The organism is Dyella japonica DSM 16301, from assembly GCF_001010355.1.
GTDB lineage: Bacteria > Pseudomonadota > Gammaproteobacteria > Xanthomonadales > Rhodanobacteraceae > Dyella > Dyella japonica.
In genome coordinates, this window is record NZ_JPLA01000059.1 from 14,716 (window position 1) to 28,991 (window position 14,276).

Annotated in this window: 8 protein-coding genes; 7 read left to right on the plus strand and 1 reads right to left on the minus strand. The window is 65.7% G+C overall.

The features are described 5' to 3' along the window. Positions 1-203: 203 nt before the first annotated feature. Positions 204-1,514 carry a sensor histidine kinase gene (locus Y882_RS17305; protein WP_052950122.1) on the plus strand — a complete coding sequence of 437 codons (1,311 nt, stop codon included), beginning with the start codon at positions 204-206 and terminating at the stop codon, positions 1,512-1,514. A gap of 13 nt (positions 1,515-1,527) precedes the next feature. On the opposite strand, the gene Y882_RS17310 is transcribed toward Y882_RS17305, so the two are convergent. Beyond that, entirely contained in the window at positions 1,528-2,253 is a 726-nt protein-coding gene (locus tag Y882_RS17310; RefSeq protein WP_046973203.1) for a response regulator transcription factor, read from the minus strand. 408 nt (positions 2,254-2,661) lie between these two features. On the opposite strand from Y882_RS17310, the gene Y882_RS17315 reads away from it, so the two are divergent. From Y882_RS17315 to Y882_RS17340, 6 genes are all read left to right on the plus strand, one after another. After that, positions 2,662-4,914 (plus strand): protease pro-enzyme activation domain-containing protein, encoded by a 2,253-nt coding sequence (locus Y882_RS17315; RefSeq protein ID WP_046973204.1) that lies wholly within the window; start codon positions 2,662-2,664, stop codon positions 4,912-4,914. Positions 4,915-5,146: 232 nt separating this feature from the next. Beyond that, positions 5,147-8,215 (plus strand): ESPR-type extended signal peptide-containing protein, encoded by a 3,069-nt coding sequence (locus Y882_RS17320; RefSeq protein WP_046973205.1) that lies wholly within the window; start codon positions 5,147-5,149, stop codon positions 8,213-8,215. A gap of 221 nt (positions 8,216-8,436) precedes the next feature. Next, entirely contained in the window at positions 8,437-9,984 is a 1,548-nt protein-coding gene (locus tag Y882_RS17325) for a S10 family peptidase (RefSeq protein WP_046973206.1), read from the plus strand. A gap of 141 nt (positions 9,985-10,125) precedes the next feature. Further along, entirely contained in the window at positions 10,126-11,685 is a 1,560-nt protein-coding gene (locus tag Y882_RS17330; RefSeq protein ID WP_046973212.1) for a S10 family peptidase, read from the plus strand. After that, positions 11,682-13,379 (plus strand): acid phosphatase, encoded by a 1,698-nt coding sequence (gene acpA / locus Y882_RS17335; RefSeq protein WP_046973207.1) that lies wholly within the window; start codon positions 11,682-11,684, stop codon positions 13,377-13,379. The genes Y882_RS17330 and acpA overlap by 4 nt, the downstream gene beginning before the upstream one ends. A gap of 179 nt (positions 13,380-13,558) precedes the next feature. After that, entirely contained in the window at positions 13,559-13,873 is a 315-nt protein-coding gene (locus tag Y882_RS17340) for an EF-hand domain-containing protein (protein WP_046973208.1), read from the plus strand. The last annotated feature ends 403 nt before the right edge of the window (positions 13,874-14,276 follow it).

Below are 14,276 nucleotides of genomic sequence, written 5' to 3' on the forward strand. Positions count from 1 at the left end.
CTCTTGCTCACGGCGGGCAGGCAGTGAAGAATGAAGAAGTGAGTCGTGCTCTCCGATGGGGGTCGGTGAGGTACGGTGGTAGTCAGCAGTCTTCGGGGGAACGTGTGACCATTCCAGGACTACGGGCAGTGCGGGAATGGTTGGACCGGGCACCTACAAACAACCCGGTTGATCGTCTCAACGCTCGTTTCATCCAGATATTCATGATCGCGACGGGTTTGCAGGCGTTGCTGGTGCGCCTGTACTACATGTACGCGGAGCCGCAGGCGGCGTTTCCCGCCGTGTGGTCGATCGCCGATATCACCGATCTCGGTGCCGATGTCGGCATCCTGCTGGGCGCGTGGATCGGCGTCCTGATCATTCGCCGCGGCCACTTCAATCGCGGCATCCAGCTGTTCCTTTGCATCTACCTGGTCACGCTGGCCGCGAATTACGCGACCTCAGGCTATCGGCACGCGCCACCTGACCCGTCACCGGCGCTGTTGCTCGCCGTCGGCGGTGTTGTGCTGGGCCGGCGCACGCTCTGGACGGTGTATGTCGCCGTGATTGGCTGCTTTTCGCTGGGCCAGCTCGCCGACGCATGGTGGCTGCCGGGGGCCAAGCTCGATTTTGGCTGGTCGTTCCACGCGCTGCCGATGCTCGCCGTCGCCTACCTGATGGTGGCTTTCGCGATCGATTGCACCACGCGCGCCTTGCGCCAGATGCTCTCCGACGCACTTCAGCGCGGCGAGGCGCTCGCACGCTCGAACCAGTTGCTGATGAAGGAAATGGAAGAGCGCGAACGCACCCAGCACCAGCTGATCCATTCGCAGAAGCTCGATGCGATCGGCCGCGCAGCCAGCGGTGTCGCCCACGATTTCGACAACGTGCTCAACGTGGTGCTCGGCTACGCCTCGCAGCGCGAACAGCTGGCCGACCTGGGCACGCCGGCCCTGCTCAATGCCATGCAAGGCATCGAACTGGCGGCCCTGCGCGCGCTCACCATCAGCCGCAAACTGCTCAATTTCAGCCGCCAGGAAGTGGGTGTCAGCCAGGTGTTCGATGCGTCCGCGGCCGTGACCGAACTGGAACCGATGCTGCGCCAACTGCTGGGCAACTACATCCAGCTGCAGATCCAGCTACCCGCGCATGGCGCCCAGCTGCAGCTCGATCGCGGCCAGTTCGAGCTGATGATCCTCAACATCGCCGCCAACGCACGCGATGCGATGCCCGAAGGCGGCAGGTTCGTCGTGGGCCTGGAGCTCGCCGGATCGCCTGCCATGCTGCAGCTCACGCTCAGCGACACCGGCGAAGGCATGAGCGACCAGGTTCGCGCCAAGGTGTTCGAGCCGTTCTACACCACCAAGCCGTTCGGACGCGGCACCGGACTGGGCCTCTCGGTGGTGGCCAGCATGGTGGAGGCAGCGCACGGCAGCATCGACGTATCCACCGAACAACAGCAGGGCACCAGCTTTACGATACGCCTGCCGCTGCATGTGGCGGCGTGCGCCGCTACCGAAGCGATGGACGTCTAAACGCCCAGCGTGCTCAGGAGTCGCCGGCGAACAGATAGCCCTGGCCGCGCGAGGTGAGCAGCGGCAGCGGCTGGCCGGCCGCGTCCTGCGCCTTGCGCCGCAGGCGGTGCACCATCATCTCCAGGCGGTGCGGATCGAATTCGTAGATGTCCGAGGTCAGCGCGCTGATCAGCTTTTCGCGCGACACCGGTTCGCCGCGCACGGCCATCAGGATGCGCAGGATGCAGCGCTCCGGCGCCGTCAGCGGCAAGGCGTGGCCGGCCGGCGTCAGCAGGCACCAGTCATCCGTGTCCAGCCGCCAGCGACCCAGCCCCGCCGACGGCGCCGCCGGTCCGCCCGCACCAGGCGCACCGGCGAGACGACGCGCCACGCTATGCAACGTTGCGGCAAGCACTTCGATATTCACCGGCTTGTTGAGGAAGGCGTCGGCGCCACGCGTCAATGCGCCGACGTGGTCGTCCATGCCGGTATTGCCGGTGAGCATGACGATGCCCAGGCTGGAAATCTCGCGCAGATGCTTGACCACGTTGAGGCCGCTTTCGTCCGGCAGGCCGATGTCGAGCACCACCATGTCGAAGCGCTTGGTCAGCATGTGGCGGTACAGCTCCGCCGCGGAGCCCGCGCCGGTCACCTGAAAACCAAAGTAGCGCAAGCCGGGCAGAACGATGCCTTCGCGCAACTGCGCGTCATCTTCCAGCACACCGACGTGCCACGCGCGGTCCAGCGTTCGGGCAGTCATTTTCAGGGTTCCGTCGTTCATGCGGCGTCGTTGCGTGGCGCGTGGAAAGGGTTGTCACTGTGCGTGTGCAGTATCCACGCCGTCAACTGCGCCGTGAAGCTTTTTTTTCGGGTTTGAAGCTTCAATCACAAGGACTTGCGTGCGACTGCGTGGGTTGCGTGAGCAACCGTGAGAAACGGTGTGGGTGAGTGCGTGTGTTGTGCAGCGCGTCTGGTCAAAGCTGGATTCAAGCCGTCGTCTGGCTAGCGTCACCGCTGTCGACCAAGGGGATGTCTCGCCGCGCGAGGCACGGGGTGATCGGGATCGTCGCTAGCTACTCGCGCTTGGCGAAGCGCCGCCGTGGCGCCTTTTCGAATTGGGATCGATGCCCTCATCCGTGCACCGCTCCCGCATACCGGGGATCACCAGATGTTCAGCCGCACCACCACGTTGAAGACGGGCGTCCAGCGCTGCAAAGCCTTGCTGCCCACGGCGCTAGCCTTGGCCATGAGCTCGTTCGGCGCGCACGCCGCCACGACCACTTGGGCACCCACGCACAGCCACGCTGCATTGTTGAAGACCGTGTCTACCGCACCGGCCGTCGCCGGCAGCGCGCCGGTCACGCATACCAGCTATGTGGTGAACAGGCACGGGCTGCCGCAGGTGCAGGCGGCGGTGAGCCCGCTCGATGGCAGCAAGCCGTTGCACGTGGCGGTCAGCTTGAATCTGCGCAACGCCGACCAGCTGCAGGCCTTCATCAAGAACGTCAACACGCCGGGCAATGCGGTGTTCGGCAAGTTCCTCACGCCGGCGCAGTTCAAGGCGGCGTATGCGCCGACCGACGCGCAAGTGCAGGCGGTGATTGCGCATCTGCAGCAGTCGGGCTTCACGCACGTATCCGCATCGGCCAACAACACGCTGGTGTTTGCCGACGGCAACGCCAACACGGTCGCCACCGCATTCAACGCCACGCTCAAGAGCTATGTCGAAAACGGCAGGCAGCGCTTCGGCAACGACAGCGACGTGATGGTGCCGCAGGCGCTGAGCGGCGTGGTGGGTTCGGTGATCGGCCTGCAGAACATTGAGCACAAGCACCCGCTCAGCTATCTGGGCAAGCCCGTCACGCAGACCGCCACCGCGACCACCCAGGCGGTCGCCACCGTGACGCATTCGCCCACCGAGTTTCCGGCCATCTACGACGCCGGCAGCACACCGACGGCGTTCAATACGACGGTAGGCATCATCACCTGGGGCGATCTGACGCAGACCAGGAGCGACCTCAACACCATGACCACGGCGACCGCGATGGCGCCGGTCAACGTGAAGGTGGTGCCGGTCACCATCGGCAGTCTTGGCGAGGTGGATTTCTCCGACGATCCCAGTTCGGACATGGAGTGGAATCTCGATTCCCAGTCCATCGTCGGCACCTCCGGCGGCGTCAAGCAGCTGGTGTTCTACAGCGCCGCCAACGGCCGCGGTGGCGCCGCCGACGAAGAGCTGACCGATGCAGGCATCACGGCCGCCTATAACCAGGCGGTGGTCGACAACATCGCCAAGGTCGTCAACGTCTCGCTGGGCGAGGACGAAACCATCGCCAATCAATCCGGCACGCAGCAGGCCGACGATGCGATCTTTGCCCAGGCCGTCGCGCAGGGCCAGACCTTCTCGGTGGCTTCGGGCGACCAGGGTGTCTACGTGTCGACCGGCGGCGAGTTCGAGACCAACGCGGGCGTGGTGTTTGCTTCGCCCTTCAGTCTCAGCACCTACTCAGTGAGTGAGCCGGCGACTTCGCCGAACGTGATCTCCGTAGGCGGCACCAAGCTCAGCACCAACGGCGGCGTGTGGGCCGGCGAAACCACCTGGAACGATGGCGTGGAAGATGCCGGCGACGGCAACAACCGCGTCTGGGCCAGCACCGGCGGCAAGAGCCTGTTCGAGGCCGCGCCTGCATGGCAGGCCACTGCACTTGGCGCCACCACGCGCCAGGTTCCTGACGTCGCCTATGACGCGTCCTCGGTCACCGGCGCGCAGATCTTCATCGCCGGACAGCGTTACTCGGTGGGTGGCACCAGCCTCGCTTCGCCGATGTTCGTGGGTGTGTTCGCGCGTGCGCAGACGTACGCGAACAACTCGATCGGCTTCCCCGCGAGCATGATGTACCGTGATTTCCCAAACAATCCGAGCGTGCTGCATGACGTGACCTCGGGCAGCAACGGCGCCACCGTGGCCGGCAAGACCTACGGCTATACCGCGGCAACGGGCTGGGATTTCACCACCGGCTTTGGCTCGCTGGACATCAGCAAGTTCAATGCGCTGGCCTACACCTGGGGCAATGGCCAGCCGCCGACCACCAATCCGCCGCCGGCCGGCCCGGTAGCGCTGGCCAACGGCAGCGCGGTGATCACCCAGGGCAGCGCAGGCACCAGCCAGCAATTCACCCTGCTGGTACCGGGCGGCATGACCAGCCTCACCTTCCGCACCTCCGGCGGCAGCGGCGACGTGTCGGTGTACGTGAAGCGCGGTGCCGCCGCCTCCAGCACGTCCTATGACTACGTTTCGGCGCATCCCAGCACCAATACGGAGTCGGTGGCGATACGCGCGCCGGTCGCGGGCATCTACTACGTGACCGTGACCAGCCCGTCCGTGTTTACCGGCGTGAGCGTGCTCGGCTCGTTCAACTGAGCCGGCGGCCCGTGGATGGCCGGACCACCGGTCAACCACGGGCTCGGCGCACAACTCATGACAGTCGGCGTCGCAACGGTGCACGGGGAGTGCGGCCGGACCGATGCCGATGGCGGTCGATCCCAAATCATTTAGACGTCCATACGTTACCCATCGGCGCCATGGCAGGTGATTCGCGCACAGTCGCGACCGTGAGCCATGCGCTGCCGATCCATCGCTCGGGGAGCATGCAATGAACAAGATTCACAGCAAGATCTGGAACCGCACGCTGGGCGCACTGGTGGTGGCCGGCGAGCTTGCCAAGTCCAACGGCAAGGGCGGCAGCGCCAGGCGCGTGCGCGCCGGCCTGCTGGCGACTTCGCTGGCCACCGGCGCACTGATGTTCGCCACGGGCGCGTTTGCGGCCGACAACGCCAGCGCATCGGCACAGGCCGCGGCAGCGTCCGCGCCTGCCAAGCCGGCGATCAAAGTACAGCTGGCGCAGCTGACGCCGCAGGTGGTCAGCCCCACCGATCCGTACTTCTCGGCCGATGGCGCCGGCGACGGCAGCGACACTGCGCTTTCCGATGGCACCTATAGCGTGGCCGCTGGCGCGATGAGCACGGCGCTCGGCACCGAGAGCATCGCCGTGGGCCACAACAGCTGGGCCAATGACGACTATGCCACCGCGGTTGGCGGCAATTCGTCGGCGTTTGGCATCGGCTCGTCGGCCTTCGGCAACAGCGCGAACACCAGCCTCGCCTATGCCACCGCGGTGGGCTACGGCGCGACCGCGAGCAACTACAACGCCACCTCGCTGGGCGCCAACGCGCAGGCAACCGGCCTCAGCAGCGTGGCCATTGGCGGCTATATCGTCGATGCCACGGGCACGCCGAAGGCGTTCGATATTTCGGGCAACCCGGCCGCCGCCGTCGCTTCCGGCGACTACGCAACTGCCGTGGGTCCGGGCGCGCAGGCATCGGCCCATGGCGCCACGGCGGTTGGCGTGGGCGCCAACGCGTCCAACCAGAACAACGTCGCCATCGGCAACAGCGCCAATGCATCGGGCACGAGTTTCTCGGTCGCCGTCGGCACGGCCGCGCAGGCCATCGGCGATGCCACCATCGCCATCGGCAATTCGGCGGCCGCCGTCGGCAACTGGGGCACGGTGATCGGCGTGCAGGCCATGGGCAGCGGCACCGGCGATACGGTGCTGGGTATCGGCGGCAATGCGTCCAGCGACTATGGCGTGGCCATCGGCTATGCAGCGAACGCGGTGGGCGCGCAGACGGTGGCGATCGGTGGCGCGGCTGCCGCCGGTGGTGACTTTTCGATGGCGATCGGCAGCGGCGCGGAAGCCTACAGCACCAACGACCAGGCCATCGGCAGCAATGCCTGGGCCGGCAGCGGCCAGGGCTCGCGCAACATGGCGATCGGCAACGGCGCGACGGCAGGCAATGCCACCGATGCCACGCAGAACATCAGCGACTCGATCGCCTTCGGTGCTTCGTCCACGGCCAGCGCCAACCAGGCCATGGCGATGGGCGTCGGTGCTACTGCCAACGCGGCGAACGCGGTGGCACTGGGCGCCGGTAGCGTGGCCGCGCGTGCGAACACCGTGTCGGTGGGTGCGGTGGGTGCGGAGCGTCAGATCGTCAATGTGGCGGCGGGTACCTCGGGCACGGACGCGGTGAACGTCACGCAGCTCAACCAGGGTCTGGCATCCGTCAGTGTCGCTGCCAATCCGCTCGCCATCAGCTATGACGCGGCGGACAAGGGCAACCTCACCCTGGGCGGCGCCGGCGGCACGTTGATCCATGGTGTGGCGGCCGGCGTGGCCAACGGTGATGCGGTGAACATGGGCCAGCTCAATGGCGTGATCAGCAAGGAATCGGCGGACGTCACCTCGCTCACCAGTCAGATCAGTGCGCTGCAGCTGAGCGGTGGCAGCATGCCCACCACCATTGCCGTCGACGGCAGTACCGCAGCGACTGCGGCTAGCGGATCGGGCGGCGTGGCCATCGGCAGCGGCGCGAATGCGGGCGGTGCCAACGACACTGCCCTGGGCGGCCATGCCAACGTCAACGCCGATGGCAGCACGGCGATGGGCGCCAACGCCAGCGTCGCGGCAGCCGCGACCAATGCTGTTGCGATTGGCGAGAGCGCGTCGGTTGCCGCTGCCTCGGGCACCGCGCTTGGACAAGGCGCGTCGGTGACGGGGATCAACTCGGTGGCCCTGGGCCAAGGCTCGCTGGCCGATCAGGACAACACCGTGTCGATGGGTACGGCCACCAACCAGCGTCGCCTCACCAACCTCGCGGCGGGCACGTACGACACGGATGCCGTCAACGTAGCGCAGCTTCATTCCAGTCTTGCCGCTGCTGAGCTCTATACCGACAGCAGCACCCAGACAGTGATGAACTACGTGAACAACGCCATCAACTCACTGCAGACGGGTGGCAGCGCATCCATGCCGAGCACCATCGCCGTGGATGGCAACAACACGGCATCGGTGGCTGCCGGGACCGGCGGCGTCGCCATTGGCGACAGCGCCAAGGCCGGCGGCAGCAACGGCACGGCCATCGGTGGCGGCAGCTTCGCCGCCGGCCCCAACGACACCGCGCTCGGTGGCAACGCCAAGGTCGGCGCCGATGGCAGCACCGCGGTGGGCGCCAACACCAACATCACGGCGGCAGCGACGAATGCCGTCGCGGTGGGCGAGAGTGCTTCGGTGACGGCGGCGTCCGGCACCGCGCTTGGCCAGAACGCCTCGGCGACGGCGGCCAACTCGGTGGCGCTGGGCCAGGGCTCGATCGCCAATGCCGCGAACACCGTGTCGGTGGGCACGGCCACCAACCAGCGCACCATCACCAACGTGGCCGCTGGCGTGAATGCCACCGATGCGGCAAACGTGGGCCAGGTGAACAGCCAGGTCAACGCCGCGCTGGCCACCGCCAAGACCTATACCGATGCCTCCTCCTCGCAGACCCTGCAGGCAGCCAAGGCCTATACCGATGCCGCGTTGGGCAATCAGCAGACGCTGTCGGATCTGCGCACGCAGATGAACGACCAGTTCAACCAGGTCAACAAGCGTATCAACGACCAGGGCGCGATGGGCGCGGCTTCCACGCAGATGGCGATCAACGCGGCCGGCGCCACCGGCATCGGCCGCCTCGCCGCCGGCGTGGGCTACCAGGGTTCGCGTTCGGCGCTGTCGGTGGGTTACGCGGCGCCGGTGGGCAGCACGGCGCACCTGAGCGTGGGCGCCACCACCAGCGGTTCGCAGACCTCGGTGGGCGCGGGCTTCGGTATCGACCTGTAAACAGAGCACGCTGCGACGAGGCCCCTGCTCGTCGCCTTTCGCACCCCCGGCGTTCGCGCCGGGTTTTTTTATCACCCACATCCACTTGCGCATGATCCTGCGGGGAAGGGCCCTGGCTCCCGTCAGCGAAAAGTAAGCCAACCAGTACTTTTGTCACGGTCGCCACCTGGGCGCGATACGCATACTCGGGGCTTACATCGATCCAATCCCCGGGGAATTGCATGCGCCGCCTTTTGACCCTGCTGTTGGCCGGCAGCCTTGTGCTGCTGCCTTGTTCCATCACGCTGGCCAAGGATGCGCCGCCCGACAAAGACAAAAAGGCCGCCAGCAAGGACGACGAAGTCCACGCGCCCAGCACCGAAACCGCGGTGCGCACCAAGCACAGCGTGAGCATCAACGGTCACTCGGTGTCCTACACCGCCACCGCCGGCACGGTGATCATTCGCGACGACAAGGGCGAGCCGCAGGCCAGCGTGTTCTACGTGGCCTATACGGTGGACGGCGGCAAGGCGGAGAAGCGCCCGGTCACCTTCCTCTACAACGGCGGCCCGGGCTCATCCTCGATGTGGCTGCACATGGGTTCGTTCGGCCCGGTGCGCATCGCCACCGACAGCCCCGCCGCCACCGCGCCGGCGCCGTACAAGTTGGTCGCCAACAGCGACAGCCTGCTCGACAAGACCGACCTGGTCTTCATCGATGCGGTGGGCACCGGCTATTCGCGCCCGCTCGGCAAGGCTGATGGCAAGGATTTCTGGGGCGTGGACCAGGACGTCTCGGCGTTCTCGCGCGCCATCCAGCGCTACGTGACCATCAACAACCGCTGGAACTCGCCCAAGTTCCTCTACGGCGAGAGCTACGGCACCACGCGTTCGGGCGCGCTGGTGGATGCGCTGCAGGACAAGGGCATGTCGTTCAACGGCGTGATCATCATGTCCTCCATCCTCAACTACGGCATGCGCATGCCGGGCTATGACGAGATGTATATCGGCTATGTGCCCAGCTATGCGGCGGCCGCGTGGTATCACAACAAGCTGGCCAACAAGCCCGCCGACCTGAAGGCGTACATCGATCAGGCGCGCGCGTTCGCCAGCGGACCGTATGCAAGCGCGCTCGCCAAGGGCCAGGACATTTCGCCCACCGAAGCCGACGCCGTGGCGCGCCAGCTGGCGGCGTATACGGGCCTCTCGGTGGATTACATCAAGGAATCCAACCTGCGCGTGGATCCGTCGCGCTTCCGCAAGGAACTGCTGCGCAACGAGCGCCGCACCATCGGCCGCTACGACGCGCGCTTCGAAGGCGTGGACGAAGACGCCGCCGGCGAAGTGCCCGACTACGACGCCTCCGATACCGGCATCAGCGGCGCCTTCGTCACCGCGTTCAACGACTACATCGTCAACCAGCTGAACTACCACAGCGATCTGGACTACCGCCCGACCTTCGGCGACATCAACAAGTCGTGGGACTGGAAGCACCAGGCCGCCGGCATCAAGCGTCCGCTGCTGATGGCCTACGTGGCCGGCGACCTGGCGCATGCGATGCGCACCAACCCGCATCTGCAGCTGCTTTCGGTGAACGGCTACTACGACTTCGCCACGCCGTTCTTCAACACCGAATACGACATCTCGCACATGAACCTGGAACCGTCGCTGCGCGGCAATGTGCACTTCCTGTACTACCCGTCGGGCCACATGATCTACCTCAACACCGAAGCGCTGCAGCAGCTCAAGGGCGACCTGGCTCGCTACTACGACGCCACTACGCATTCGTGATGTGGGCTGTCCTTCAACCTCTCACTCCCGTCATCCCTGCGAAAGCAGGGATCCAGGGCCTTTCTTGCCTACCCCAAAGTCACTGGATCCCTGCTTTCGCAGGGATGACGGTGAGGAAAGTCCTTTAAGGAAATGATCAGCATGCGCTCGCACTCTCTCGCTTCGCTCGCCCTCGCCATCACCCTCGCCCTGGGCACCCTCCCGCTGCACGCGGCCGACACGCCCAAGGATGCACCCAAGTCCGAACAGGGTGACAAAGACAAGAACGCCGACGACAACACGCAGCCCACGCCGCCCGAGCGCAGCGTGGTGACCAAGCACAGCGTGCGCGTGGGCAACCGCACCATCAGCTATACCGCCACCGCCGGTCGCCTCACCATCCGCGACGACAAGGGCAAGCCGACGGTGAGCTTCTTCTATGTCGCGTACACCGCCGACGGCGGCAAGAACAGCAAGCGCCCGGTGACGTTCTTCTACAACGGCGGCCCGGGTTCGTCGTCGATGTGGCTGCACATGGGATCGTTCGGACCGGTACGCGTGGCCAACGATGGCGACAAGCCGATTCCGCCCGCGCCGTACCGCTGGGTGCCCAACGAGCAGAGCCTGCTGGACAAGTCCGACCTGGTCTTCATCGATGCGCCGGGCACCGGCTATTCGCAGCTTGCCGGCAAGACCGAAGGCAAGGACGTGTGGGGCGTGGACCAGGACGCCGAGGCGTTCACCAAGTTCATCACGCGCTATGTGAGCGTCAACAACCGCTGGAATTCGCCCAAATTCCTGTTCGGCGAAAGCTACGGCACCACCCGTTCCGCGGTGCTGGTGAAGTCGCTGCAGGAGGCGGGCATGGAGTTCAACGGCGTCGTGCTGATGTCCTCCATCCTCGATTTCTCCGTGGCGGCGCCGGGCATCGATCACGGCTACATCGTGAACCTGCCCACCGAAGCGGCGATTGCGTGGTACCACAACAAGGTGCCGAACAAGCCGGCCGATATCCGCACCTTCCTCGCCGACGTGCGCCGCTTCGCTTCGGGCGATTACACGCTGGCGCTGGCCAAGGGCGATGCCATCGATCCGGCGGAAGCCGATCGCGTGGCCAGCCAGATGAGCCGTTATCTCGGTTTGTCGCCGCAGTACATCAAGGAAGCCAACCTGCGCGTGAGCCCGAGCCGCTTCCGCAAGGAGCTGCTGCGCAACGAGCGCCTCACCGTCGGACGTCTGGACGGCCGTTTCCAGGGCATCGACCCGGATGCCGCCGGCGAAACGCCCGATGGCGACACCGCCAGCGACGCCATCACCGGCGCCTACGTGGCCGTGTTCAACCAGTACGCCGCCACCGAACTGAAGTTCACCGACGAGCGCGCCTACCTGCCCAACAACTACGGCGCCATCGGCAAGAACTGGGACTGGAAGCGCAAGAAGAACGGCGGCTGGCTGCAAGCCACCTACGTGGGCGACGACCTGGGCGATGCGATGCGTCGCAACCCGCACCTGAAGGTGTTCTCGGCAAACGGCTATTACGATCTGGCCACGCCGTTCTACGCGACCGAGTTCGACCTTACGCATCTGGGACTGGAGGCGGCCGAGCGCAAAAACGTCACGTTCGGTTTCTATCCTTCCGGCCACATGATTTATCTTGACCAGACGTCCTTGCAGCAAACCAAGGCCGACCTGTCCCGCTTCTACGACGACGCCGCACCGTGACCAAACTGCCTGAGCCGCCTTCCCTCGAACAACCCGACGAAACTCCGCAAGACCCCTCGCGACGCCGCCTGCTGGGCGGTATCGCGCTGGGCGGCGCCGCGCTCGCGCTCGGCGGCACCGAGGGATGGGCGGCGGCCGCGCAGCCGTCGGCGTCACCGGCGGCGCCCGCAGCGATCGACGCGATGCTGCGCAAGGAAATCCAGCAGGTCGTGGTGATCTACCTGGAGAACCGCAGCTTCAACAACCTGTTCGCCAATTTCCCGGGCGTGGAGCAGCCGCTCGGCGGATTGAAGCCCGAGGCTTACCTGCAGCGCGACCGCGACGGCGCCGTGCTGAAGGAGCTACCGCCGATCTGGCACGGCTTGGCGCCGCACAAGCAGACGGTCAATCACCGCGACTACCAGGTGATGCAGGAGCACCTCACCGGTCTGCCCAACGCACCGTGGGCGCTGCGCACGGGCGATGGCGAGCCGCTGCCGCATGGCGTGGTGACGCGCGATCTGGTGCACGCGTTCTACGACAACCAGCGCCAGATCAACGGCGGCAAGAACGATGGCTTCGTCGCCTGGGGCGACACCGGCGCGATGGTGATGGGCCACTACGACGACAGCGCCTCGAACCTGCGTCTGTGGCAGCTCGCGCGGCAATACACGCTTTGCGACAACTGGTTCATGGGCGCGTTCGGCGGCTCGTTCCTCAATCACCAGTACCTGGTGGCCGCGCAGCCGCCGTTCTATCCGGATGCGGACAAGAGCCCCGCGCAGTTCAACATCGCGGTGACCGAAAGCGGCAAGGCGAACGACACGCGCCTGAAGCTCGCCGACGATTCACCGCGCAGCGCCATGGACGGCAAGCCCAAGTACGTCTCGCGCAGCCAGCTCACGCCAGACTTCTGGGCCGTGAACACCATGATGCCGCCGTATCAGCCCACCAGCACGCAGTCGGGCACGAATCCCTTGCTGGCCTCCGAGGACAGTCCGAACACGCTGCCGCCGCAAGTGCATAAGAACATCGGCGACGTGCTGTCCGCCGCCGGCGTCGAGTGGGCGTGGTATGCGGGCGCCTGGCAACTGGCGCTCGACGGCAAGGGTGATGGCGACGAACACCAGTTCCCGCAGCGGCCGAATTTCCAGATCCATCATCAGCCGCTGAACTACTTCAAGCGTTTTGCGCCCGGCACCGATGCACGCGCCAAGCATTTGCGCGATGGCGGCGTGGGTGAAACGGCCAAGACCAATCGCTTCCTCGCCGACATCGAAGCCAATCGCCTGCCCGCCGTGAGCTTCTACAAGCCGCAGGGCGACCTGAACATGCACGCCGGCTACTCGGATGTGGACACCGGCGATCGCCACGTGATGGCCATCGTCGATGCGTTGCAGAAGTCGCCGGCGTGGAAACACACCATGGTGGTGATCACCGTCGACGAGAACGGCGGCTGGTGGGATCACGTGGCGCCGCCCAAGGGCGACCGCTGGGGCCCGGGTTCGCGCATTCCCGCCATCGTGGTTTCGCCACACGCCAAGAAGGGCCATGTCGACCATACGATTTACGACACCGGCTCGATCGCGCGCTTCCTCACCCGTCGCTTCGGCCTGGAAAAACTGCCCGGCCTGAGCATGCGCGAGCAAGCCATGATCGCCGCCGGCGGACCGCCGCCAGGCGACCTCACCAACACCCTCGCCTTCAGCGTGTAGATCCCCCTGTGGGAGCGCACCCTGTGCGCGACGACCCTTGCCAGTGGCGGGGCGCGTCGCGCACAGGGTGCGCTCCCACAAGAGCGTCCGCGACGACGCCACAACGGGCGATCGCCCGAACGAACCACTCACATCCCCAGTGACATACTCCGCCCGTCATTCAGGGAGAGAGTCACGCCATGCGCCAGACAGTTCTGATCATCGCCACCCTAGCCGCCCTCGCCGCCACGGCCGCCCAGGCGCAATCAGGCCTTGGCAATATCGCCAACGACGCCCAAAACCGGCTGAAGAACTTCGACATTGCCGATAAGAACAAGGACGGCTTGCTGACCAAGGAAGAGGCAGAAAAAGGCCCCGTACCCTTCATCCGCGCGCACTTCGATGCGATCGACAAGGAGCATCGCGGCGTGGTGTCCAAGCAGGACGTCGTCGACTACGTGAAGTCGATGCAGCAAGGCCATCACGCCCCGGCGCCGGCTGCGTCGACGCATTGATGGGTTTGGATAATCGAACCTGTTCTTCTCCTTCGGGAGAGGAATCAGCGTTCGCCCAACGCGCCACAGCAAAGACGACCTAAGGCAAAGCCTCGCTGCTGCCACAGCTGCCTGCCTGTCTGTGGGAGCGCACCCTGTGCGCGACAGCCACGCCTCGGTGTACCGCTCCGTAGGCTAGTCGCGCACAGGGTGCGCTCCCACAAATAGCCGACGGGCAAGATTGACCCACCATCCACAGGCCACGCCCTCCCCTTGTAGGAGCGCACCTTGTGCGCGACCGCAGCGCCGGGATGTACCTCTCCGTAGGTTGGTCGCGCACAGGGTGCGCTCCTACAAAAGAACACGCGCGGCGCGTGCCGTTGCGCGGCTCTTGATGTGGCTCTACCCCGGGGTCCCCGTATGA